The sequence below is a fragment of the Pseudomonas sp. Pc102 genome, assembly GCF_018408275.1.
GTDB classification, from domain to species: Bacteria; Pseudomonadota; Gammaproteobacteria; order Pseudomonadales; family Pseudomonadaceae; genus Metapseudomonas; species Metapseudomonas tohonis.
In genome coordinates, this window is the sequence record NZ_AP021905.1 from 1,231,473 (window position 1) to 1,255,621 (window position 24,149).

22 protein-coding genes are annotated in these 24,149 nt (G+C 67.8%); 16 read left to right on the top strand and 6 right to left on the bottom strand.

Features of this window, described 5'->3' with window-relative positions; genetic code table 11:
- The first annotated feature begins 11 nt into the window (after positions 1-11).
- Together PHLH3_RS05810 and PHLH3_RS05815 are read left to right on the top strand one after the other, a co-directional pair.
- On the top strand, positions 12-1,631 hold the full coding sequence (locus PHLH3_RS05810) for a DUF2300 domain-containing protein (RefSeq protein WP_213630423.1): 1,620 nt from the start codon (positions 12-14) through the stop codon (positions 1,629-1,631).
- A gap of 4 nt (positions 1,632-1,635) precedes the next feature.
- Positions 1,636-2,436: a DUF2135 domain-containing protein gene (locus PHLH3_RS05815; protein ID WP_213628542.1), complete on the top strand. Its 801-nt coding sequence runs from the start codon at positions 1,636-1,638 to the stop codon at positions 2,434-2,436.
- Positions 2,437-2,701: 265 nt separating this feature from the next.
- Here the strand turns inward: PHLH3_RS05815 and PHLH3_RS05820 are convergent, their stop codons facing one another.
- From PHLH3_RS05820 to gatC, 5 genes are all read right to left on the bottom strand, one after another.
- Entirely contained in the window at positions 2,702-3,088 is a 387-nt protein-coding gene (locus tag PHLH3_RS05820; RefSeq protein ID WP_213628543.1) for a carboxymuconolactone decarboxylase family protein, read from the bottom strand.
- A gap of 19 nt (positions 3,089-3,107) precedes the next feature.
- Positions 3,108-3,491, bottom strand: coding sequence for a septal ring lytic transglycosylase RlpA family protein (locus PHLH3_RS05825; RefSeq protein ID WP_213628544.1), 384 nt, complete (start codon positions 3,489-3,491; stop codon positions 3,108-3,110).
- Between the two features lie 88 nt (positions 3,492-3,579).
- Positions 3,580-5,025 (bottom strand): Asp-tRNA(Asn)/Glu-tRNA(Gln) amidotransferase subunit GatB, encoded by a 1,446-nt coding sequence (gatB, locus tag PHLH3_RS05830; RefSeq protein WP_213628545.1) that lies wholly within the window; start codon positions 5,023-5,025, stop codon positions 3,580-3,582.
- 11 nt (positions 5,026-5,036) lie between these two features.
- Positions 5,037-6,488, bottom strand: coding sequence for an Asp-tRNA(Asn)/Glu-tRNA(Gln) amidotransferase subunit GatA (gatA, locus tag PHLH3_RS05835; protein WP_213628546.1), 1,452 nt, complete (start codon positions 6,486-6,488; stop codon positions 5,037-5,039).
- A 16-nt stretch (positions 6,489-6,504) separates the two neighbouring features.
- On the bottom strand, positions 6,505-6,792 hold the full coding sequence (gatC, locus tag PHLH3_RS05840) for an Asp-tRNA(Asn)/Glu-tRNA(Gln) amidotransferase subunit GatC (RefSeq protein WP_021217764.1): 288 nt from the start codon (positions 6,790-6,792) through the stop codon (positions 6,505-6,507).
- A 218-nt stretch (positions 6,793-7,010) separates the two neighbouring features.
- Between gatC and mreB the strand changes: the two genes are divergently transcribed.
- The 8 genes from mreB to tldD are packed head-to-tail and all read left to right on the top strand — an operon-like array spanning position 7,011 to position 17,896.
- Positions 7,011-8,048 (top strand): rod shape-determining protein MreB, encoded by a 1,038-nt coding sequence (gene mreB, locus PHLH3_RS05845; RefSeq protein WP_021217765.1) that lies wholly within the window; start codon positions 7,011-7,013, stop codon positions 8,046-8,048.
- Between the two features lie 33 nt (positions 8,049-8,081).
- Complete coding sequence (mreC, locus tag PHLH3_RS05850) at positions 8,082-9,104, top strand: rod shape-determining protein MreC (RefSeq protein WP_213630425.1); 1,023 nt, start codon at positions 8,082-8,084, stop codon at positions 9,102-9,104.
- Positions 9,104-9,592, top strand: a complete 489-nt coding sequence (mreD, locus tag PHLH3_RS05855) for a rod shape-determining protein MreD (protein ID WP_213628547.1) — start codon at positions 9,104-9,106, stop codon at positions 9,590-9,592. Before mreC ends, mreD begins: the two co-directional genes overlap by 1 nt.
- A gap of 49 nt (positions 9,593-9,641) precedes the next feature.
- Positions 9,642-10,235 carry a Maf family protein gene (locus PHLH3_RS05860; RefSeq protein ID WP_213628548.1) on the top strand — a complete coding sequence of 198 codons (594 nt, stop codon included), beginning with the start codon at positions 9,642-9,644 and terminating at the stop codon, positions 10,233-10,235.
- A gap of 9 nt (positions 10,236-10,244) precedes the next feature.
- A complete protein-coding gene (gene rng / locus PHLH3_RS05865) occupies positions 10,245-11,702 on the top strand; it encodes a ribonuclease G (RefSeq protein ID WP_213628549.1) in 1,458 nt (485 codons plus the stop codon).
- Positions 11,703-11,716: 14 nt separating this feature from the next.
- Positions 11,717-15,547, top strand: coding sequence for a YhdP family protein (locus PHLH3_RS05870; protein WP_213628550.1), 3,831 nt, complete (start codon positions 11,717-11,719; stop codon positions 15,545-15,547).
- A 55-nt stretch (positions 15,548-15,602) separates the two neighbouring features.
- On the top strand, positions 15,603-16,457 hold the full coding sequence (locus PHLH3_RS05875) for a carbon-nitrogen hydrolase family protein (protein ID WP_213628551.1): 855 nt from the start codon (positions 15,603-15,605) through the stop codon (positions 16,455-16,457).
- Positions 16,454-17,896 (top strand): metalloprotease TldD, encoded by a 1,443-nt coding sequence (gene tldD / locus PHLH3_RS05880; protein ID WP_213628552.1) that lies wholly within the window; start codon positions 16,454-16,456, stop codon positions 17,894-17,896. Before PHLH3_RS05875 ends, tldD begins: the two co-directional genes overlap by 4 nt.
- A 58-nt stretch (positions 17,897-17,954) precedes the next feature.
- Here the strand turns inward: tldD and yjgA are convergent, their stop codons facing one another.
- Entirely contained in the window at positions 17,955-18,476 is a 522-nt protein-coding gene (yjgA, locus tag PHLH3_RS05885) for a ribosome biogenesis factor YjgA (RefSeq protein ID WP_173173224.1), read from the bottom strand.
- 144 nt (positions 18,477-18,620) lie between these two features.
- On the opposite strand from yjgA, the gene pmbA reads away from it, so the two are divergent.
- The 6 genes from pmbA to PHLH3_RS05915 all read left to right on the top strand — a co-directional run bounded on the left by pmbA (position 18,621) and on the right by PHLH3_RS05915 (position 24,086).
- Positions 18,621-19,967 (top strand): metalloprotease PmbA, encoded by a 1,347-nt coding sequence (gene pmbA, locus PHLH3_RS05890; RefSeq protein ID WP_213628553.1) that lies wholly within the window; start codon positions 18,621-18,623, stop codon positions 19,965-19,967.
- Positions 19,968-20,241: 274 nt separating this feature from the next.
- Entirely contained in the window at positions 20,242-20,634 is a 393-nt protein-coding gene (locus PHLH3_RS05895) for a FagA protein (protein ID WP_213628554.1), read from the top strand.
- Positions 20,631-22,007 (top strand): class II fumarate hydratase FumC, encoded by a 1,377-nt coding sequence (gene fumC, locus PHLH3_RS05900; protein WP_213628555.1) that lies wholly within the window; start codon positions 20,631-20,633, stop codon positions 22,005-22,007. Before PHLH3_RS05895 ends, fumC begins: the two co-directional genes overlap by 4 nt.
- A gap of 53 nt (positions 22,008-22,060) precedes the next feature.
- Positions 22,061-22,507 carry a tetratricopeptide repeat protein gene (locus PHLH3_RS05905; protein ID WP_213628556.1) on the top strand — a complete coding sequence of 149 codons (447 nt, stop codon included), beginning with the start codon at positions 22,061-22,063 and terminating at the stop codon, positions 22,505-22,507.
- A gap of 14 nt (positions 22,508-22,521) precedes the next feature.
- Positions 22,522-23,133 (top strand): superoxide dismutase, encoded by a 612-nt coding sequence (locus PHLH3_RS05910; protein WP_213628557.1) that lies wholly within the window; start codon positions 22,522-22,524, stop codon positions 23,131-23,133.
- Positions 23,134-23,198: 65 nt separating this feature from the next.
- Positions 23,199-24,086: a ZIP family metal transporter gene (locus tag PHLH3_RS05915; protein WP_213630427.1), complete on the top strand. Its 888-nt coding sequence runs from the start codon at positions 23,199-23,201 to the stop codon at positions 24,084-24,086.
- The last annotated feature ends 63 nt before the right edge of the window (positions 24,087-24,149 follow it).

Here is a 24,149-nt window from a genome sequence, read left to right on the forward strand (position 1 = left end):
GGGCCCTGCTGATGCTGGCGGCCTCGCTGCTGCACGCCGGCGAGGCGCCTTTGAGCCTCGCCTGGCGCGGGCCCCAGGGCAACGAGCTGCTGCAGCTGGACCGCAGCCGGGTGCTCACGCGCGGGGCCCTGCCCGCCGAGCGCCAGACGCCCCTGGGCAGCCTGTGGAAACTGTTCGTCTACGCCTACCTCGTGGATAACGCGCGTCCCGACCCCGGCTACCAGTGCAAGGGCCAGGACCGCGACGAGGTCTATTGCTGCAACCCCGGCGAGCGCATCGACCGGGACCAGGCGCTGGTGAAGTCCTGCGGCCTGTATTTCTCCTCCCCCGACCTGCACCTCGATCCCGCCGACTGGTCGCGCTACTGGCGCGAGCGCCAGGGCGCCGGCTGGTTGCAGCGACTGGACCAGTTGCAGCCGCAGGCGCGGGTGCCGGTGAGCGAGCTGCTGGACGAACTGGCGCACCTGCCGGCCCAGGCCCAGGCACGCCAGGTGCTGCTCGACGTACCCCTGGCCGCGCCCGATTCCGCCGCGCTGGGTGCCCTTGGCGGGCGCCTGCGCGCCAAGACCTGGAGCTGGCTCGCCGATGGCGATGCCCAGGCGCGCCAGGGTGGTTTCGCCGGCTGGCTGGCCGACGGCACGCCGATCTGGGCCGGTGGCCCGGGGACCAGCCAGCGCGTGCTCAAGGACTACGCCGAGGTGCTCGGGCAGACGCTGCCCACGACCTGGCCGGCGGAAACCGGTGCCTGCGTCGAGGTCGGCCTGTTTACCCGCTACCCGGTGCGCCAGGTGCGCCACGAAGCTCAAGCGGCCGCCGTGGCACCGGGCATGCTCCGCGGGCGCTACGAGGTGGAGTTCGCCAACGGCAACCGCCTGCCCATCGAGAGCGATGGCGAGCTGTTCCTCGAGCGCCAGGGCGATGTCCTGCAGCTCACCGCCCATCTGCAGCGCGAGGACTACGTCGCCCGCGTGCTGCAACGCGAGGCCTCGGCGCAGCCGGCGGAAGCGGCCAAGGCCCTGGCCGTGGCCATCCGCAGCTACCTGCAGCAGAACGCGGGTCGTCGCGGCGATTGCCTGACCATCGACGACAGCAGCGCCAGCCAGCGCGTCGCACCGCGCCCGGCCACGCCCGAGGCCCGCGCCATCGTTGCCTGGACCGCCGACCTGGTGCTGGCCGGCAGCCCGGTCACCTACCACAGCGACAAGCCGGGCCCGGATCGCCTGGCCTGGCAGCAGGCGGTGCAGCAGGCCGGCGAAGGCCTGCGCTATGACGCCATCCTGGCCCGCGCCTTCCCCCGTGCCAGCCTCAGCCGCTGGGACAAGCCTGTGGCCGCCTGCCAGGCGCTGCCCAACGCCGAGGAGTGGCTGCGCACGCAGCGTCGCGGCTGGCGCGCCACCCTGGACGGCGAGCCCGGCTACGACGAGATCCAGCAGTTCGCCGTGTGCCGCCTGGCCTCCGGCAAGCCCCATGTCGACCGCGAGCGGCGACGCATCTTCGTGCGCGGCCTGTTCTCCCTGCAGGACCGCCTCGACCTGACCCACGAATACCTGCACCTGGCCTTCGAGGCCCACCCCAATGGCCAGGACGAAGACTATGTCGAACGCCTCGCCCGCCACCTGTTACTGGAATGACCCCATGCGCCTGCGCCCCGGATACCTCGCCCCCCTGCTTCTCAGCCTGATCCCCCTGGCCGCCAGTGCCGAGGTGCGCATCGACACGCCTCGCGGCGGCTGGCGCGAGGGCAGCGGCGACGGCGCGCATTTCATGCAGCAGGTGAACTACCCGGCCTCCTCGGTGAACGTCGCCGAGGACCAGGCCGATACCGCTCGGATCAAGGGCGCCATCAGCGGCCTGTCGAAGGCGCCGCAAGGCCCGGGCCGGCTGGTGGTCAACGGCATCGACATGCCGCTGAAGATCAACGAGGACGGCGGCTTCGACCGCCCCTTCGTGTTCCCGGCCGGCAGCAACAGCGTCGAGGTGCAGAGCCCCGACGGCCAGCAGAAGCGCCGCGTGCAGTTCTACAGCCTCGGCCGCGGCGGGGTCTCGGCACGCCTGCGCGTGGTGCTGTCCTGGGACAGCGACAACACCGACCTCGACCTGCACCTGGTGACCCCGGACGGCGGCCATGTCTGGTACGGCGAGCGCTCCCTGCCCAACGGCGCGGCCCTGGACGTGGACGTGACCACCGGCTACGGCCCGGAGATGATCGCCACCCCGACCCCGCTCAAGGGCCAGTACCTGGTCTACGTGAACTACTACGGCGGCGGCTACCGCAGCGACGAGGACGGCAGCAGCTCGCCGGGGCAGGCGCTGACCATCGGCCAGATCACCGTGATCAGCGAAGAGGGCACGCCCAACGAGAAGCAGCAGAGCTTCCTCGTGCCCATGCGCCAGCCGGGGGAGCTGACCCTGGTGAAGAGCTTCAGCTATCCCTGATCGGTAGGTGTTTGGTGGCGCTGTGCGCCGCTGGGCGACTGAAGTCGCCCCTACACATGCCGCATCGCTCGGACATGACCCTTGCGTAGGGTGGAGGTCGCTTTTTACCTCCACCAGGCGGAGGCGGGCATGGCGCGTAGCTCGCGGAACGCCGCCCGAGTTGGCCCTCTTCGCGAATGAATTCGCTCCCACAGTCCCGCGCAGCGACGTCGAGCCGCGCATCGTTGGGTCTCGCTGCGCTCGGCGCCAACCTACAGGCGCTAAATCAGGCCTTCTGGTCGGCCTGCCAGGCGTCGATGACTTCCTGGGCGGCGCGGAAGGCGTCGATGGCGGCGGGGACGCCGGCATAGACGGCGCAGTGCAGCAGCGCTTCGCGGATCTCTTCCACGGTGCAGCCGTTGTTCAGCGCGCCGCGCACGTGGCCCTTGAGCTCCTGGGGGCATTTCAGGGCGGTGAGGGCGGCGAGGGTGATCAGGCTGCGGGTGCGGCGGTCCAGCCCTTCACGGTTCCAGACGCCGCCCCAGGCGTGTTCGTTGACGAAGTCCTGCAGCGGCTGGGTGAATTCGGTGGCATTGCCCAGGGCGCGGTCGACGAAGGTGTCGCCCATGACTTCGCGGCGGACCTGGACGCCGGTTTTGCGTGCTTCGCTCATAGCGGTTTCCTGCTTGGGTTCATCTGAGGCTTTCGACGCGCACCGGCACCACGCCCGAGCGGATCATGCCCAGCGCTTCGGCGGCCTTCTTCGAGACATCGATGATCCGCGTGCGGGCATAGGGGCCGCGATCGTTGATACGGACCACCACGCTGCGGTCGTTGTCGAGGTTGGTGACCTTGACCCGGGTGCCGAAGGGCAGGGTGCGGTGGGCGGCGGTCAGGGCGTTCTGGTCGAAGCGTTCGCCGCTGGCGGTCTTCTGGCCATGGTGGCGCGCGCCGTAGAAGGAGGCGCGGCCCTCGGCGCGGTAGTCGCCCGGGGTTTCGCTGTCGCGTTCGAAGGGAAGGTAGGAGCAGCCGGTCAACAGGCCGGAGAAAGCGAGAAGGCAGAACAGTCGCTGCATGGCGTCACCTGATGGAGGCGAATCGGTCCTTTTGCCCTGCCATTACCCAGTGGGCCCCGCATGTGCGGGGCCCACTGGGCTAGCGGGCTCAGGCTTCGAGCTTCTTCTTCAGCAGTTCGTTCACTTGGGCCGGGTTGGCCTTGCCCTTGGCCGCCTTCATGGCCTGGCCGACGAAGAAGCCGAACATCTTGCCGCGCTTGGCTTCATCGCTGGCGCGGTACTGCTCGACCTGTTCGGCGTTGGCGGCGAGCACCTCGTCGAGCAGCTTCTCGACGGCGCCGCTGTCGGTGTTCTGCACCAGGTCGCGGGCCTTGATGATCTCGTCGGGCGAACCTTCGCCTTCGGCCAGGGCGGCGAACACGGTCTTCGCGGCCTTGCCGTTGATGGTGCCGTCCTTCAGGCGCAGGATCATGACGCCCAGGTGCTCGGCGGAAACCGGCGATTGCTCGATCTCCAGGCCATCCTTGTTGAGCAGGCTGGAGAGCTCGCCCATCACCCAGTTGGCGGCCAGCTTGGCGTCGCCGCAGGTGCGCTGCACGGCCTCGAAGTAGTCGGCCATCTCGCGGCTGGCGGAGAGCACGCTGGCGTCGTAGGCGGAGAGGCCGAACTGGCTCTCGAAGCGCTCGCGCTTCTGTACCGGCAGCTCCGGCAACTGGGCGCGGACTTCGTCGAGGAAGCTCTTCTCGATCACCACCGGCAGCAGGTCGGGGCAGGGGAAGTAGCGGTAGTCGTTGGCTTCTTCCTTGCTGCGCATGGAGCGGGTTTCGTTGGCCGCCACGTCGTAGAGCACGGTTTCCTGGACGATCTTGCGGCCCGATTCCAGCTCGTCGATCTGCCAGGCGATCTCGGTGTTGATGGCGCGCTCGATGAACTTGAACGAGTTGACGTTCTTGATCTCGCGGCGGGTGCCGAACTCGGCCTGGCCCTTGGGACGGACCGAGACGTTGCAGTCGCAGCGCAGCGAGCCTTCGGCCATGTTGCCGTCGCAGATGCCGAGGTAGCGCACCAGGGCGTGGATCGCCTTGGCGTAGGCGACGGCTTCCTTGGCGCTGCGCATCTCCGGCTCGGAGACGATCTCCAGCAGCGGGGTGCCGGCACGGTTGAGGTCGATGCCGGTCATGCCGTGGAAGTCTTCGTGCAGGCTCTTGCCGGCGTCCTCTTCCAGGTGCGCGCGGGTGATGCCGATGCGGCGGGTGGTGCCGTCTTCCAGGGTGATGTCCAGGTGGCCCTTGCCGACGATGGGCAGGTCCATCTGGCTGGTCTGGTAGCCCTTGGGCAGGTCCGGGTAGAAGTAGTTCTTGCGGGCGAAGACGTTGCGTTCGCCGATCTCGGCGTCGATCGCCAGGCCGAACTTCACGGCCATGCGCACGGCTTCGGCGTTGAGCACCGGCAGGACGCCGGGCATGCCCAGGTCAACCAGGCTGGCCTGGGTGTTGGGCTCGGCGCCGAAGGTGGTGGCGCTGGCGGAGAAGATCTTCGATTGGGTGCTGAGCTGTGCGTGGATTTCCAGCCCGATCACGGTTTCCCATTGCATGTGTGTCGTCCTCAGAATCCGGCCGGGGCCTGTTTGTGCCAGTCGGTGACCTGCTGGTACTGGTGGGCCACGTTGAGCAGGCGTCCTTCCTGGAAGTAGGGCGCGAGCAGCTGCACGCCTACCGGCAGGCCGTCGACGAAGCCGGCGGGCATGGACAGCCCCGGCAGGCCGGCGAGGTTGGCGGTGATGGTGTAGATGTCCTCGAGGTACTGGGCGACCGGGTCGTTGTTCTTCTCGCCCAGCTTCCAGGCCGGGTTGGGCGTGGTCGGGCCGAGGATGACGTCGACATCGGCGAAGGCCGCGACGAAGTCGTTCTTGATCAGGCGGCGGATCTTCTGCGCCTTGAGGTAGTAGGCGTCGTAGTAGCCGGCGGAGAGCGCGTAGGTGCCGACCATGATGCGGCGCTTCACTTCGCTGCCGAAGCCTTCGGCGCGGGAGCGCTTGTACAGGTCGGTCAGGTCCCTGGGGGCTTCGCAGCGGTAGCCGAAGCGCACGCCGTCGAAGCGCGACAGGTTGGAGCTGGCCTCGGCCGGGGCGATCACGTAGTAGGCGGGGATGGCGTGCTGCATGTTGGGCAGCGAGACATCCTTGACGGTGGCGCCGAGCTTCTTCAGCTCCTCGACCACGGCCATGACGGCTGCGCCGATGCAGGCGTCGAGGCCGGCACCGAAGTATTCCTTCGGCAGGCCGATGCGCAGGCCGGCCAGGGGCTGGGCGAGGGCGGCGAGGTAGTCGTCCACCGGGGCGTCGACGCTGGTGCTGTCCTTCGGGTCGAAGCCGGCCATGGCGCCCAGGAGCAGAGCGCAGTCCTCGGCGGTGCGGGCCAGCGGGCCGCCCTGGTCGAGGCTGGAGGCGTAGGCGACCATGCCCCAGCGCGAGACGCGGCCGTAGGTGGGCTTGATGCCGGTGAGGTTGGTGAAGGCGGCGGGCTGGCGGATCGAGCCGCCGGTGTCGGTGCCGGTGGCGCCGGGCACCAGGCGCGCGGCGACGGCGGCGGCGGAGCCGCCCGAGGAGCCTCCGGGGACGCGGTCGAGCGCCCAGGGGTTCTTCACGGCGCCGTAGTGGCTGGATTCGTTGGAGGAGCCCATGGCGAACTCGTCCATGTTCAGCTTGCCGAGGCTGACGGTGCCGGCGGCCTTGAGCTTCTCGACCACGGTGGCGTCATAGGGCGCGGTGAAGTTGTCGAGCATCTTCGAGCCGCAGCTGGTGCGCACGCCCTGGGTGCAGAACAGGTCCTTGTGGGCGATGGGCGCACCGAGCAGGGCACCGTTCTCGCCGGCGGCACGACGGGCGTCGGCGGCGCGGGCCTGTTCCAGGGCCTGGTCGGCGGTGACGGTGACGAAGCTGTTGAGTTGCGGGTCGAGGGCCTGGATGCGCGCCAGCAGGGCGCCGCTCAGTTCCTCGGAGGAAAATTCCTTGGCGGCCAGCGCGCGGGCGATCTCGGCCAGGGTCAATTGATGCATGCTGTAACCCTTTTCCTTAGTCGATGACTTTAGGCACGAGGTAGAGGCCGTTCTCGACGGCCGGCGCGATGGCCTGGTAGGCGTCGCGGTGGTTCTCCTCGGTCACTTCGTCAGCGCGCAGGCGCTGGGTGGCTTCGAGGGGGTGGGCCAACGGCTCGATGCCGTCGGTATCCACGGCCTGCATCGCGTCGATCAGGCCGAGGATGTTGTTGAGGGTCTCGGTGGTACGCGGGATATCGCCGTCGTTCAGGCCCAGGCGGGCGAGATGGGCGATCTTTTCCACGTCGGAGCGTTCAAGCGCCATCGGGTTCTCCAGCTGAGGTGCGGTCAGCGCGGTGCTCGGGACCGTGCGGGAAGGGCGCCGGGAACGGCACCGCGAACGGGCGGTCAAAGGCCGCGATGATGGGCCTAGAGGCCCGGAAAAACCGGCAATTTAACATATCGGCGCCTTGCCCAAAATCCCTGTCGTTGTTAGAGTTTGCCGCACTTTTTTACCCACGCGTTGCCTAGGGTCCCTCTCCCATGTTCAAGAAACTGCGTGGCATGTTTTCCAGCGATCTGTCGATCGACCTGGGCACTGCCAATACCCTGATTTATGTGCGCGAACGCGGCATCGTCCTGAACGAGCCGTCCGTGGTCGCCATCCGTAACCACGGCAACCAGAAAAGCGTCGTGGCTGTTGGGACCGAGGCCAAGCGCATGCTCGGTCGTACCCCCGGCAACATTTCCGCCATCCGCCCGATGAAGGACGGCGTGATCGCCGACTTCAGCGTCTGCGAGAAGATGCTGCAGTACTTCATCAACAAGGTGCACGAGAACAGCTTCCTGCAGCCCAGCCCCCGCGTGCTGATCTGCGTTCCCTGCAAGTCCACCCAGGTCGAGCGTCGCGCCATCCGCGAATCCGCCCTGGGCGCCGGCGCCCGTGAAGTCTTCCTGATCGAAGAACCCATGGCCGCGGCCATCGGTGCCGGCCTGCCGGTCGAAGAGGCCCGTGGCTCCATGGTCGTCGACATCGGCGGCGGCACCACCGAGATCGCCCTGATCTCCCTCAACGGCGTGGTCTACGCCGAATCCGTACGCGTGGGCGGCGACCGTTTCGACGAGTCCATCGTCACCTACGTGCGCCGCAACTACGGCAGCCTGATCGGCGAATCCACCGCCGAGCGCATCAAGCAGGAAATCGGCACCGCCTTCCCGGGTGGCGAGGTCCGCGAGATCGATGTTCGTGGCCGCAACCTGGCCGAAGGCGTACCGCGCAGCTTCACCCTGAACTCCAACGAGGTTCTGGAAGCGCTGCAGGAATCCCTGGCGACCATCGTCCAGGCGGTCAAGAGCGCCCTGGAGCAGTCTCCGCCGGAGCTGGCTTCCGACATCGCCGAGCGTGGCCTGGTGCTGACCGGCGGTGGCGCGCTGCTGCGCGATCTCGACAAGCTCCTGTCCCAGGAAACCGGCCTGCCGGTGATCGTCGCCGAGGACCCGCTGACCTGCGTGGCCCGTGGCGGTGGTCGTGCCCTGGAAATGATGGATCGTCACGCAATGGACCTGCTCTCCACCGAATAAGGTCGGAGAGCCATTGCACCAGAGGAGCGGGTCATAAAACCGCTATTCGCCAAGGGACCTTCGCTCGGCGTGCGCCTGTTGGTGTTCGCCGTGCTTTCTGCCGCCTTGATGGTGGTGGATGCCCGCTTCGACACCCTGAAACCGGCACGCAGCCAGATGGGCCTCGTGCTGACGCCCTTCTATTGGCTGGCCGATCTGCCGGTGCGCCTCTGGGATGGCGTCAGCGACCAGTTCACCAGCCGCAGCACCCTGATCGCCGAGAACGAGAAACTCAAGGCCGAAGGCCTGCTGATGCAGCGTCGCCTGCAGAAGCTGGCGGCCCTGACCGAGCAGAACGTGCGCCTGCGCGAGCTGCTCAACTCCTCCGCCCTGGTGGACGACAAGGTGCTGGTGGGCGAACTGATTGGCGTCGACCCGAACCCCTTCACCCACCGCATCCTGGTGGACAAGGGCGAGAAGGACGGCGTCTTCCTCGGCCAGCCGGTGCTCGACGCCCGCGGCCTGATGGGCCAGGTGGTGGAGGTCATGCCCTACACCGCCCGCGTCCTGCTGCTCACCGACACCACCCATAGCATTCCCGTGCAGGTCAACCGCAACGGCCTGCGCGCCATCGCCAGCGGCACCGGCAACCCGGAGCGCCTGGAACTGCGCCATGTGGCCGATACCGCGGACATCAAGGAAGGTGACCTGCTGGTGAGCTCCGGCCTCGGCCAGCGCTTCCCCGCCGGCTATCCGGTGGCGACGGTCAAGGAAGTCATCCACGACTCCGGCCAGCCCTTCGCCATCGTCCGCGCCGTACCCACCGCCGCGCTGAACCGCAGCCGCTACCTGCTCCTGGTGTTCACCGATACACGCAGCCCCGAACAGCGTGCCAACGACTCGGCCGAAGCCCAGGAAGCGGCCGATCGCGAGGCCGCCGGCCGGCCCGCTGCGGGTACCCCGGGTTCGGCCGCGCCTGCCGCCACGCAGGCGGCACCTGCATCTCAAGCACCAACACCTGCCGGCGCGGCTTCCTCGACACCGGCCACGCCGTCCGCCAACCGGGAGAACCGCTGATGGTCAGCGCCCGCTCGAACAATGGCTGGGTGATCTGGTTCAGCCTGGTACTGGCGCTGCTGCTCAGCGTCGCGCCCATGCCGACCTTCATGGAAGTCGGGCGGCCGCTGTGGCCCGCGCTTCTGCTCACCTACTGGACCCTGGCCCTGCCGCACCGCGTGGGCATGACAACCGCCTGGCTGGTGGGGATCGCCGAAGACGTGCTCTACGGCACCCTGCTGGGGCAGAACGCGTTGATCCTGGCGCTGATCACCTTCCTCGTACTGGCCCTGCACCAGCGCTTGCGCATGTTCCCCATGTGGCAGCAGAGTCTGGTACTCATGGTGGTCTTCGGCCTGGCCCAGCTGGTGCAGCTGTGGCTCAACGCCCTGACCGGCAACCGTCCGCCGACCCTGTTGTTCCTCTTGCCCGCTCTGGTCAGTGCCTTGCTCTGGCCCTGGGTTTTCGCCGCCCTGCGCGGCTTGAGCCGCCGCCTCAACGTCAACTGACCGGGCCGCGGCCATGCCGCGTGCCTTCTCGACATGGAGAAGTCCCAGCATGGCCACGCTCCACCTGGCATCCGGCTCGCCCCGCCGCCGCGAACTGCTCGCCCAGATCGGCGTTCCCTTCCAGGTTCTTTCCGCTGCCATCGATGAGTCCGTACGCCCCGGCGAGACGGCCGAGCGCTATGTCGAGCGCCTGGCCCGTGAAAAGGCCGCCGCCGGCCTGGCTGCGCTCGGTGATGCCGCAGCCGGCACCTGTGTGCTGGGGGCCGACACCTCGGTGGTGCTCGATGGCCGTATCCTCGGCAAACCCCTGGATCGCGACGACGGCCTGGCCATGCTGGCGGACCTCTCCGGGCGCGAGCACGAGGTGCTGACCGCCGTGGCGGTGGCCGAATCCGGCCTTTGCCTCTCGCGCCTGGTGACCAGCCGGGTACGCTTCCGCGTCATCCCCCAGGCGGAGCGCGAGGCCTACTGGGCTACCGGTGAGCCGCTGGACAAGGCGGGCGGCTACGCAATCCAGGGGCTCGGTGCGGTGTTCGTCGAGAACATCCAGGGGAGTTATTCCGCCGTTGTGGGTCTACCGTTGCTGGAAACGGCGGACTTGCTGGGCGAATTCGGCATTTCTGTTTGGCAGCGGGTCGGGTAGGTTCTCAGCATGAGCGAAGAGATTCTGATCAATATCACGCCGATGGAGTCGCGCGTGGCGGTGGTGGAGAACGGTGTGCTGCAGGAGGTGCATGTCGAGCGCACCCAGCGCCGCGGCATCGTCGGCAACATCTACAAGGGCAAGGTGGTGCGGGTACTGCCGGGCATGCAGGCGGCCTTCGTCGACATCGGCCTCGACCGCGCGGCCTTCATCCACGCCTCGGAGATTTCCAACCGAGAAGGCAGTGCGGTGGAGAACATCACCGCCCTGGTCCACGAGGGCCAGGCCCTGGTGGTGCAGGTGACCAAGGACCCCATCGGCAGCAAGGGCGCACGCCTGACCACGCAGCTGTCCATCCCCTCGCGCTACCTGGTGTACATGCCGCGTACGGCCCATGTCGGCATCTCGCTGAAGATCGAGGACGAGTCCGAGCGCGAACGCCTCAAGCAGGTGGTCGCCGATTGCGTCGCTGCCGAAGGCATCGAGGAAACCGGTGGCTTCATCCTGCGTACCGCTGCCGACGGCGCGCGGGCCGAGGAAATCCTCGTCGACATCCGCTACCTGCGCCGCCTGTGGAAGCAGATTTCCTCGCAGATGCAGAGCGCCCCGGCGCCTTCGGTCATATACGAGGACCTGAGCCTGGCCCTGCGCACCCTGCGCGACCTGGTGAACCCGCGGATCGAGAAGATCCGCATCGACTCCCGCGAGACCTTCCAGAAGGTCACCCAGTTCGTCGACGAGCTGATGCCCGAGATCGCCGATCGCCTGGAGCACTACCCCGGCGAGCGCCCGATCTTCGATCTCTACGGCGTCGAGGACGAGATCCAGAAGGCCCTGGAGCGCAAGGTGCTGCTGAAGTCCGGCGGCTACCTGATCATCGACCCCACCGAGGCGATGACCACCATCGACGTGAACACCGGCGCCTTCGTGGGCCATCGCACGCTCGAAGAGACCATCTTCAAGACCAACCTCGAGGCGGCCACCGCGATCGCCCGCCAGCTGCGCCTGCGCAATCTGGGCGGCATCATCATCATCGACTTCATCGACATGGAGGACGAGGAGCACCAGCGCCAGGTCCTGCGGACGCTGGAGAAGCAACTGGAGCGGGACCACGCCAAGACCAATATCATCGGCATCACCGAGCTCGGCCTGGTGCAGATGACCCGCAAGCGCACCCGTGAAAGCCTGATGCAGAACCTCTGCGAACCCTGCCCGAGCTGCCAGGGGCGCGGCATGCTGAAGACCGCCGAGACCATCTGCTACGAGATCTTCCGCGAGATCCTCCGCGAGGCCCGCGCCTACCAGGCCGAGGGCTACCTGGTGCTGGCGAACCAGAAGGTGGTGGACCGCCTGCTGGACGAGGAGTCGGGCAACGTCGCCGATCTCGAGGCCTTCATCGGTCGCACCATCAAGTTCCAGGTCGAGAGCATGTATTCCCAGGAACAATACGATGTCGTGCTGCTCTGAGGGCTTGAACTGATATGGCGCGCAAGGGCCTGTCCCTCGTCACCCTCCTGCGTACCCTGCTGGCGCTCTGCGCGCTGGGCCTGGTGCTCGCCGCCCTCTATGTGAGCCTCGGCCGGCAACTGGTGCCGCTGGTGGCCGAGTACCGGGGCGAAGTCCAGGAGAAGGCCCGGCAGGCCCTTGGCAAACCCCTGCTGATCGGCAGCCTCGAAGGTCGCTGGCAGGGCATGGGGCCGGTGCTGGTCGCCCATGACGTCACGCTCGGGGAAGGTGACGAAGTCCTGCGCCTGGACCAGGTGCGCGTGGTGCCCGACCTGCTCGGCAGCCTGCTGGCGCGCACCGCGCGCATCGCCAGCCTCGAGGTCGAGGGTCTGCAGTTGCAGGTGCAACAGGACGAAGCCGGCAAGTGGACCCTGGCCGGCCTGCCCGCCCGGGACGACCAGGCCCCGTTCGATGCGCGCAAGCTGCTCGATGGCTTCAAGCACGTCCAGCGCCTGTCCCTGCTCAACAGCCAGGTCACCCTGGAGCCCTGGAAGCAGAAGCCGGTCACCTTCACCTATGTACAGACGACCCTCAGCGGCAGCGCTGCCCGGCAGCGCCTGGACGGCCGCCTGACGCTGCCGGACGGCCAGCCGCTGAGCCTGCGCCTGCGCACCCGCATCGACCCAGACGCGCTGCTGGGCAGCGAGGCCGAGATCTACCTCAGCCTGCCCCAGAGCGACTGGGCACGCTGGTTGCCCAGGAGCCTGACCCGCGACTGGCGTGTCGAGCAGCTCAAGGGCGGTGGCGAACTCTGGGTCGACTGGAAGCGCGGCGCCCTGCAAGGCGCGGTGGCCCGGCTGCATGTCGGCGAACTGCGCGGCAGCTACGCGCAACGCAAGCCCGTGGCCGTCCAGGACCTGGCGGTGGACGCCTATTTCAACCGCAGCGACAAGGGCATGAGCCTGCTGCTGGATTCCCTGGCGGTGAGCGTCGGCGAGCAGCGTTACAGCAACGCCCACATTCGCCTGGAGCAGGTGCAGGACAACGGGCAGGGCGAAGCCGAGTGGAAGCTAGCCGCCGACCGCCTCGACCTCGATCCCCTGGTGCCGCTGGTGGAGGGCCTGGTGCCGCTGCCGGACCTGGCCGCGGAACTGGTCAGCGGGCTCAAGCCCCGTGGTGCGCTGCGCAATCTGCAGGCGGTCTACCGGCCCCAGGTGGAGGGTGCCCGGCGCATCGGCTTCAGCACCAACCTGGAGCGCATCACCTTCAATGCCGTGCATGGCGCGCCGGCGGCCGAGAACGTCAGTGGCAGCATCACCGGCGACCTGGCCGGCGGCGAGCTGCGGATGGATTCCGATGATTTCGCCCTGCACCTCGATCACCTGTTCCCCAAGCCCTGGCGCTACCGCGAGGCGCACGCGCGCCTGACCTGGAAGCTGGATGACCAGGCGTTCACCCTGATCAGCCCCTACCTCCAGGTGGTCGGCGATGAAGGCAAGGTCGCAGGCGACTTCCTCATCCGCCTGCTGCGCGACCCGGCCCAGGAGGACTACATGGACCTGCGTGTCGGCTTGCACGACGGCGATGCGCGCTACACCGAGAAATACCTGCCGACCCTCTCCAGCGGCCTCAGCCCGGCCCTGGCCGAGTGGCTGAAGACCGCCATCAAGGGCGGCTCGGTCGACGAGGGGTTCTTCCAGTACCAGGGCTCGCTGCAGCACGACTCGGTGCCGGAATCGCGATCCATCAGCCTGTTCTTCAAGGTCCACGATGCCGAGCTCGCCTACCAGCCAGGCTGGCCGGCGCTGCGCGAGGCCCGTGGCGATGTGTTCATCGAGGACAGCGGCGTACGGGTGCGGGTGCCCAGTGCGCGCATTCTCGACAGCCGCATCAGCGATGCGCGTGCCGATGTGCCCCACGTCGAGCATGGCCAGGTGCCGCGCCTACGGGTCCGGGCCAAGCTGGACAGCAGCTTCGGCGATGGCCTGAAGATCATGCAGGAAGCGCCGACGCCAGCCGCCGAGGTGATGGCCGGTTGGCAGGGCGATGGCACCCTGGACGGCAGCCTGGACCTGGACATCCCGCTGGAGAAGGCCGGTGGCGAGCCCCGGGTGATCGTCGAGCTGGCGACCCGTGAATCGCGCTTGAAGTTCGCCAAGCCGAGCCTCGAACTCACCGACCTCGCCGGCGCCTTCCGCTTCGATACCGCCAGCGGTCTCAGCTCGCCGCAGATACGCGGCAAGGCCTTCGGTCGCGAAGTCACCGCCAAGGCGGTCGCCGAAGGGCGCAATGGCAAGGGCCGCACGCGCATCCAGGCCAGCGGCCGTGCCGCGATCAAGGATGTCTCGGCCTGGCTGGGCGTGACCCGGCCCCTGCCGGTCGCCGGCGATGTTCCCTACCAGCTCGACCTGTTGCTGGATGGCAAGGACAGCCAGTTGCGCATCGCCTCCAGCCTAAAGGGCGTATCCGTCGACCTGCCGGCGCCTTTCGGCAAGGCTGCCGACGAAGTACGTGACAGCCAGTGGCGCATGACCCTGGACGGCCCGGAGCGACGCTACTGGTTCGACTATGGCGGTCGGGCCAACCTCGCGGTTGCCGCGCCGGCGACGGACTTGGCCCAGGCGCGCGGCGAACTGCTGCTGGGCTCGGGCAGCGCAAGCATGCCGTCGAACCGCGGCATCCGGGTGCGTGGCACCCTGGACGAGCTGGACCTGTCGGCCTGGCAGGCGGTGCGGGATCGCTACGCCGCCAAGGACGCCGGTGATGCCGTCGGCCTGTTGCAGGGGGCCGACCTGCGCATCGGCCGCTTCAGCGGCATGGGCATGAGCCTGGAGGACTTCCGCATCGGCCTGGCGCGGGGCGATGCGCTGTGGAAAGTCGATCTGGACAGCGACCTGCTGCAGGGCAGCGTCAACCTGCCCGATGCCAAGGGGGCGCCCATCGTCGTCGATATGGCCCGCGTGCGCCTGCCCAAGCCGCCGGAGAACGACGAGGCGGCGGAGGCCAGCCCCGACCCGCTCAAGGACATCGACCCCCATTCCATCCCGGCGCTGGACGTGCGCATCGCCCAGGTGCAGTTCGGTGACGAGCCACTGGGGGCCTGGGCGCTCAAGGCCCGGCCGACGCCCCAGGGCACTCTGTTCAGTGATCTCGATCTCAACCTCAAGGGCCTCAAGATCACTGGTTCCACCGGCTGGGAGGGCAACGCCGGGGCGAGCTCCAGCTGGTACAAGGGGCGCCTGGAGGGCAAGAACCTGGCCGATGTGCTGCTGGCCTGGAACTACGCGCCCACCGCCACCAGCGAACGTTTCCGCCTGGACGCCGATGGCCGCTGGCCGGGCTCGCCGGCCTGGGTCAGCCTCAAGCGGTTCTCCGGCACCCTCGATGCCAGCCTGCGCAAGGGGCAGTTCGTCGAGGTCGAGGGCAGCGCCCAGGCGCTGCGTGTGTTCGGCCTGCTGAATTTCAATTCCATCGGCCGCCGCCTGCGCCTGGACTTCTCCGACCTGCTCGGCAAGGGCCTGGCCTATGACCGGGTCAAGGGCCTGCTGGTGGGCAGCGAGGGCGTCTTCGTCACCCGCCAGCCCATCGTCCTCGAAGGGCCTTCCAGCGGGGTCGAGCTCAAGGGCACCCTGGACATGGCCCACGACACCATCGACGCCAAGCTGCTGGTGACCCTGCCGGTGACCAACAACCTGCCGCTGGCCGCGCTGATCGTCGGCGCCCCGGCCATCGGCGGTGCGCTGTTCGTCGTGGACAAGCTGCTGGGCGACAAGGTCGCGCGCTTCGCCAGCGTGCAGTACGAGGTGAAGGGGCCGCTCAAGGAGCCGAAGATCAGCTTCGACAAGCCGTTCGAGAAGCCCAATTGATTCCGTCGGCCCTGCGCTGGAGTAGCATGCGGCGATATCCACTGTGGAGAACGCCATGAGTTTCGCGGTGATCCAGATGGTCAGCCAGGACGATGTCCTGGCCAATCTTGCAGCCGCTCGTCGCCTGCTCGAGTCTGCCGCCGGGAACGGTGCCCGCCTCGCCGTGCTGCCCGAGAACTTCGTCGCCATGGGCCGCCGCGACTACGGTGCGATCGGCCGCGCCGAGGCGCATGGCGAAGGGCCGATCCTGCCCTGGTTGAAACGGACGGCCCGCGACCTCAGGTTATGGGTGGTCGCCGGGACCCTGCCGTTGCCGCCGGACGATGCTCCGGACGCCAAGCCCAACGCCTGTTCGCTGCTGGTGGACGACCAGGGCGAGCGGGTCGCGCGCTACGACAAGATCCACCTGTTCGATGTCGACGTGGCCGATGCCCGAGGCCGCTACCGCGAGTCGGACGACTACGCCTTCGGTGATCGCGTGGTGGTCGCCGACACCCCCGTGGGGCGGCTGGGCCTGACGGTCTGCTACGACCTGCGCTTCCCCGAGCTGTACGGGGCGCTGCGCGAGGCCGGGGCCGAGCTGATCACCGCGCCGTCGGCCTTCACGGCGGTGACCGGCGCGGCGCACTGGCAGGTGCTGGTGAGGGCCCGCGCCATCGAGACGCAGTGCTATGTGCTGGCGGCGGGGCAGGGTGGCGTTCATCCGGGGCCACGCGAGACCTTCGGGCATTCGTCTATCGTCGACCCATGGGGTCGCGTGCTGGCCGAGCAGGCCAGCGGCGAAGCGGTGCTGATGGCCAACCGTGATGCGGAGGAACAGCTGGCGGTGCGCCAGCGCATGCCGGTGACGGCACACAGAAGATTCTTGACGCCGGCCGCACCTGCGCCTGCGAGAACGGAGAAGTTATGAGCCAATTGTTGTTATCCGTCAGTGACCAGCTGCTGGCACCCGGCGGCCTCACCATCGAGCAGCTGCCGGGCGTGCTGGGCGAGCTCGCAGGCCCGGGCATCGACGCTGCCGACCTGTACTTCCATGGCCAGGTCTCCGAGTCCTGGGTGCTGGAGGACGGCATCGTCAAGGACGGCAGCTTCCATCTCGACCAGGGCGTGGGCGTGCGCGCGCAGTCCGGCGAGAAGACCGGCTTCGCCTACAGCAACGCCATCACCGCCGACGCCCTGGGCCAGGCGGCCCGCGCCGCACGCTCCATCGCCCGCGCCGGGCAGCAGGGCCGCGTGCAGGCCTTCGCCAGCCCCGACGTGGCGCGGCTCTACGCGCCCGACAGCCCGCTGGACGTGATCGACCGGGCGGAGAAGGTCGAGCTGCTCAAGCGCATCGACGTCGCTACCCGGGCGCTGGACCCGCGCATCAAGCAGGTCACCGTCAGCCTGGCGGGTGTCTGGGAGCACATCCTGATCGCCGCCAGCGATGGCAGCCTGGGTGCCGACGTGCGCCCGCTGGTGCGCTTCAACGTCAGCGTCATCGTCGAGCAGAACGGTCGTCGCGAGCGTGGCGGCCACGGCGGTGGCGGGCGTACCGACTACCGCTATTTCCTCCAGGAGGACCGCGCCATGGGCTACGCCCGCGAGGCGCTGCGCCAGGCACTGGTCAACCTCGAAGCCATCCCGGCGCCGGCTGGAACCCTGCCGGTGGTGATGGGGGCGGGCTGGTCCGGCGTGCTGCTTCACGAAGCGGTGGGCCACGGCCTGGAGGGCGATTTCAACCGCAAGGGCAGCTCGGCCTACAGCGGGCGGATCGGCGAGAAGGTCGCCTCCAGCCTTTGCACCATCGTCGACGACGGCACCCTGGCGGGTCGTCGTGGCTCGCTGAGCCTGGACGACGAAGGCACGCCGACCCAATGCACCACGCTGATCGAGAACGGCGTGCTCAAGGGCTACATGCAGGACAAGCTCAATGCCCGCCTGATGGGCGTGGCGCCCACCGGCAACGGCCGTCGCGAGTCCTATGCGCACCTGCCGATGCCGCGCATGACCAACACCTACATGCTGGCGGGGGAGAGCGACCCCGAGGAGATCATCGCGTCGGTGGAGCGCGGCATCTATTGCGCCAACCTGGGCGGCGGCCAGGTGGACATCACCAGCGGCAAGTTCGTGTTCTCCACCAGCGAGGCCTACCTGATCGAGAACGGCAAGATCACTGCGCCGGTCAAGGGCGCGACCCTGATCGGCAACGGCCCCGAGGCGATGAGCCGGGTTTCCATGGTCGGCAACGACCTGGCGCTGGACAGCGGCGTGGGTACCTGCGGCAAGGACGGGCAATCGGTGCCCGTGGGTGTGGGTCAGCCGACGCTGAAGATCGATGCGATCACGGTGGGGGGGACGGGAGCCTGAGGAGGGGCGTTGGGCGCTCGAAGCCGTGTGGCTTCCGGCTTCGAGCTACCAGCGGCCTTTAACGCAGCCCGCGCTGGGTTTCGTCCAGATCGCGGATGTATTTGAAGACCTTGCGCGCGGCGGCCGGCGGTTTGTTACGGGCCGCTTCGTGCTGGGCATGACGGATCAGGCTGCGCAGGTGCTGGCGGTCGGTTTCCGGGTATTCGACGACGAAGGATTCCAGGGTGTCGTCGTCACCGCCGATGAGGCGATCGCGCCAGCGCTCCAGGTTGTGGAAGCGCTCGTTGTACTGGCGGGTGGAGGCGTCGAGTTGGTCGACGAGGGTGACGATGGCCTCGATGTCCTGCTCGCGCATGAGCTTGCCGATGTATTGCAGGTGGCGTTTGCGTGCGATGTGGGCCTTGTGCTTCGGCGCGTCCAGCAGGGCCTTCTGCAACGCATCGGTCAGCGGCAGCTTGGCGAGAACATCGGGTTTGAGCGTGGTCAGACGTTCACCAAGGTCCTGCAGGGCGTGCAGCTCTTTCTTGACCTGGGTTTTGCTCTTCTCTCCGGAGAAGTCGTCGTCGAGGTATTCAGACATGGGGGCGATCCAGTGGGAAACGCCGCCATGATAACCAGTCGGACGGGGATTGTCCGGCCCGGCTGGCGCCGCAATGATGCGGTCCGTGGGGCGGTGCGCCGGGTGCGCCCGCCCCGTCGAAAGGTTTTGTGAACTGGAGTGGCTATGAGTGAAGTAGAAGTGGTCGGCCCGCAGGCCTTGCCCGAGTTGCAGGCACGGGTCGAGCGCATCCTCGCCGAAGCCGGTCGCCAGGGTGCGACGGCCTGCGAGGTCGCGGTTTCGGTGGAGCAGGGATTGTCGACCACGGTGCGCCAGCGCGAGGTGGAGACCGTCGAGTTCAACCGCGACCAGGGCTTCGGCATCACCCTGTACGTGGGGCAGCGCAAGGGCTCGGCCAGTACCTCGGCCACCGGCGACGACGCCATCCGCGAGACGGTGGCGGCTGCGCTGGCCATTGCCAGGCACGCGTCCGAGGACGAGTGCGCCGGCCTCGCCGATCGCGGCCTGATGGCCCGCGACCTGCCGGACCTGGACCTCTACCACCCCTGGGCCATCACCCCCGAGCAGGCGGTGGAGCAGGCGCTGGTGTGCGAGGTGGCAGCCTTCGATGCCGACCCCCGCATCAGCAATGCCGATGGCACCACCCTCAGCACCCACCAGGGCTGCCGCGTCTACGGCAACAGCCACGGCTTCATCGGCGGCTATGCCAGCAGCCGGCACAGCCTGAGCTGCGTGATGATCGCCGGTGGCGAAGGGCAGATGCAGCGCGACTACTGGTATGACGTGAACCGTATCGGCACCCAGCTGACCGATGCGCAGGTCATTGGTCGTCGTGCGGCCGAGCGCACCGTCAACCGCCTGGGCGCCCGCCCGGTGCCGACATGCGAGGTGCCGGTGCTGTTCGCGGCCGAGTTGGCCACCGGGCTGTTCAGCAGCTTCCTGTCGGCGATCTCCGGCGGCAATCTCTACCGCAAGTCATCCTTCCTCGAGGACTCCCTGGGGCAACGCCTGTTCCCCGAGTGGCTGAGCATCGACGAACGCCCGCTGATACCGCGTGCCATGGCCAGCGCCTCCTTCGACAACGACGGGCTGGCGACCTACGCCAAGCCGTTCGTGGAGAAGGGCGAACTGGTCTCCTACATCCTCGGCACCTATTCCGGCCGCAAGCTGGGCCTGCCCAGCACCGCGAACGCCGGAGGCGTGCACAACCTCTTCGTCACCCACGGGCAGGAGGACCAGAAGGCGCTGCTGCGCCGCATGGACCGCGGGCTGCTGGTGACCGAGCTGATGGGGCACGGCCTGAACATGGTCACCGGCGACTACTCCCGTGGCGCGGCCGGCTACTGGGTGGAGAACGGCGAGATCCAGTTCCCTGTCCAGGAAGTCACCATCGCCGGCAACATGAAGGACATGTTCCGGCAGATCCTGGCGGTGGGTAGCGATCTCGAAGTGCGCGGCAATATCCGCACCGGCTCGGTGCTGATCGAGCGCATGACGGTGGCGGGCAGCTGATCGCCCAGCCATCGTCATGAAGAACGCGCCCTGGTGGCGCGTTTTTTATGGGTGATTTTCCCGCACCGAAGGTTCCCTGACACCCGACGACACGACTTTCATGCGCCCCGGAGATTGGCGCTGTTGGGTGTTTTGCAGCCTATCTGCCAGCCGTTATCTCGTAGGTTGCGTCCGCTGACGTGAGGCGGGGCCGCCTCCGACGCACTTTCACTTTGCAACTGTCGATAATGTTTATTATTCTCAAATACGAATATTTTCTATTTGAGGATTCACAGTGCGGCCCCGTCTCGACGAACCCCAGGCATGCTCCGATTGGCGCTGGCTCGGCCAGCGCATCCGCTGTGCCCTGGCACCGGACGACCCGCGCCAATTGATGCGTTTTCTCGACGATGGCCACGAATTGGTGGTGCATCACGGCCTGCCGGCCTGGCGCATCTTCGAAGGCAGTTTCCAGCTGCTGCTGGACAGCGCGACCGACCGCGCCCTGCCCTGGCATTGGCGCTGCCTGTGCCTCGACCACGCCTACCTACCCCTGCAAGCCCTGCGTCCTCTGGCCCGCGACCCGTCGCGTCGCCAGCGCCTGCTCGGCCTGCAGCGGCGCCTGGCGACCCTTCGCCTGGCGCCATCCCTGAGCTTCATCGAACCGGAAGAAGGACATACAGCGTGACTGACACCCGAATCGAACGCGACAGCATGGGCGAGCTGGCGGTCCCCGCCAAGGCGCTCTACGGGGCCCAAACCCAACGGGCGGTGAACAACTTCCCGGTTTCCGGACAGCGCATGCCGGCAGCCTTCATCCGCGCGTTGATTCTCGCCAAGGCGGCTGCCGCGCGGGCCAACGTCGACCTGGAGCAGATCGGCCCGGCGATGGGCGATGCCATCGTCGGCGCCTGCCAGGAGTTGCTGGCCGGTGATTTCATGGCGCACTTCCCGGTGGATGTGTTCCAGACCGGCTCGGGCACCAGTACCAACATGAACGCCAACGAGGTGATCGCCACCCTGGCCAGCCGCCTGCTGGCGGAGCAGGTCAGCCCCAACGACCACGTCAACTGCGGGCAAAGCAGCAACGACATCATCCCGTCGAGCATCCACGCCAGCGCGGCCATCGAGTTGAGCGAGCGCCTGCTGCCCGCCCTCGGTCACCTGCTCAAGGTGCTCTGCGAGAAGTCCCTTGATGTTCGCCCCTACGTGAAGACCGGCCGCACCCACCTGATGGACGCCATGCCGGTGCGCATGAGCCAGGTGCTCGATGGCTGGGCCCAGCAGGTGCAAAGCAACATCGAGCACCTGCGTGCGCTGATGCCGAGCCTGCAGCAACTGGCACAGGGTGGTACCGCCGTCGGCACCGGGATCAATGCGCACCCGCGCTTCGCCGAGCGCTTCTGTTCCGAGCTGAACCTGCTGACCGGCCTGCAATTCACCCCGGGCAGCAACTTCTTCGCCCTGATCGGCTCCCAGGACACCGCGGTGGCCCTGTCCGGCCAGTTGAAGACCGTGGCGGTGACGCTGATGAAGATCGCCAACGACCTGCGCTGGATGAACTCCGGTCCGCTGGCGGGCCTGGCCGAGATCGAGCTGGAGGCGTTGCAGCCGGGCTCCTCGATCATGCCGGGCAAGGTCAACCCGGTGATCCCCGAAGCCACGGCCATGGTCGCCGCCCAGGTGATCGGCAATGACGCGGCGATCACGGTCGCCGGGCAGTCGGGCAACTTCGAGCTGAACGTGATGCTGCCGGTCATCGCTCACAACCTGCTGAACAGCATCCAGCTGCTGTCGAGCAGCAGCCGGTTGCTGGCCGACCGCGCGGTGGCGAGCTTCCGCGTCAATCAGCCGAAGCTGGACGAGGCGCTGTCGCGCAACCCGATCCTGGTCACTGCGCTCAACCCGATCATCGGCTACCTCAAGGCCGCCGAGATCGCCAAGCAGGCGTACCGCGAGGGCAGGGCGGTGATCGACGTGGCCCAGGAGAACACCGACCTCGGCCGTGCCGAACTGGAAAAGCTGCTCGACCCGGAGAAGCTCACCGAGGGCGGCCTCTAGCCGCGACCCGGGTGCCACGCAGGCGGCGCCCTTCGCCCACCCGGAGGTGGCCGATGGAGTACTGGAAACGAACCATCGAGGCAGGCAACCACTGCTTCCGTGCCGGTGAATGGATCGAGGCGCGCGAGCGCTACCTGCAGGCCCTGGCCCAGGCGCAGATGCTCCTCGAGCGCTGGCCCGACCCGGACCAGGCGGTGGCGGCGTTCGTGGTCTCGCACCACAACCTGGCCGACCTGCACCTGATGCTCGGGCAGCCGGAGGAGACCGCCGAGAACCTCTGCGCCTGCCACGAGCGCCTGTTGCAGGTGCTGCGCGATCCAGGCCTGCCCGAGACATTGCGCGACGTCGCCTTGCGCCACAGCCGCTGCACCTACGGCAGCCTGTTGCAGTTCATCCAGGAGCACGGCGCCTATCCCCGCACCGATCGCCTGCTCGGCATCGCCCCTGGGCACTCGTCGCGGGAGACGCCGCACCTTGCCCGCAGCCGCTACTACCACTGAATGAGGACCCGACCATGACCTACAGCCTGCCCACGCTGCCCTACGCCTACGACGCCCTGGAGCCGCACATCGACGCGCAGACCATGGAGATCCATCACGGCAAGCACCACCAGGCCTATATCAACAACCTCAACGCCGCGCTGGAGGGCAACCCCCTCGGGCAACTGCCGGTGGAGTCGCTGCTGCGGCGCCTGGCCGAGGTGCCCGAGCCGCTGCGCGCTGCGGTGATCAACAACGGCGGCGGCCATGCCAACCATTCGTTGTTCTGGACCGTGATGTCACCCAGTGGCGGCGGCCAGCCCCACGGCACGGTACGGACGGCCATCGAGGCCGAGCTGGGCGGGTTCGTCGCCTTCAAGGAAGCCTTCACCAAGGCGGCGCTGACGCGTTTCGGCAGTGGCTGGGCCTGGCTCAGCGTGACGCCGGACAAGCGCCTGGTGGTGGAGAGCAGTGGCAACCAGGACAGCCCGCTGATGAAGGGGCACGTACCGATCCTCGGGCTGGACGTCTGGGAGCACGCCTATTACCTGCGCTACCAGAACCGACGCCCCGAATACATCGGTGCGTTCTACAACGTCATCGACTGGGCCGAAGTCGATCGTCGATACCGTGAGGCGATGGCCTGATGCCCGAACCCGACATGCACGGCCTGGGCGTCGAAGGGCACCTGCACACGCCCGCCCGGGGCGCCATGCTGCCCCTGCTGCCGAGCGGGCTTTCCCTGCGCCAGGTCCTGGGGCTCTGTGTGATGCTCGCCGGTTGCGTGCTGCTGTCCTGGCAGGCGGTGCTGGAGGCCGAGCGTGCGCTGGAGCCCCATCTTTGGCATGCCCTGAAGTCGGGCGCGCTGTGTGCGTTGGGCACCGCTGTCGGGACCTTGCCGGTGCTGTTCATGCGCAGCATCTCGGCGCGTACCTCCGACGCCCTGCTGGGTTTCGGTGCCGGCGTGATGCTGGCGGCGACGGTGTTCTCGTTGCTGATCCCAGGCCTCGAGGCTGCCGGGCAACTGGGCTTCTCCCGCTGGTCGGCGGGGTTCCTGATGAGCCTCGGCCTGTTGCTGGGAGCCAGCGCATTGTTCGGCCTTGGCAGGCTGTTGCCGGAGCGGCCGCTGGAGGTCGACACGCGAACCGATCGCCTGGTGCTGGCGCCGCGCATCCTGTTATTCGTCATCGCCATCGTCCTGCACAACATCCCCGAGGGCATGGCCGTGGGGGTGGCCGCGGGCGCCGGGCTGGCGGGTGCGGACAGCCTGGCATTGGGCATCGCGCTGCAGGACCTGCCGGAGGGGCTGATCATTTCCCTGGTATTGGCGGGGGCGGGTATGTCACGGGGCAGGGCGATGCTGATCGGCGCGGCATCCGGGTTGGTCGAGCCGCTGTTCGCGTTGCTTTGCGCCTGGCTGGTGCAGGTGTCGGTGTTGCTGTTGCCCTGGGGCCTGGCCTTGGCGGCTGGAGCGATGCTGTTCGCGGTGACCCACGAAATCATTCCGGAGTGCCACCGCAAGGGACATGAGACCGCAGCGAGCCTGGGGCTGGCGGCGGGCTTCTGTCTGATGATGATGCTGGATACGGCGCTGGCCTGATCGGCCGATGCTTCACGCGGCGACGCAGGGAGGCGTCGCGCGGCGGTGTGTCCGCTTGCTCTG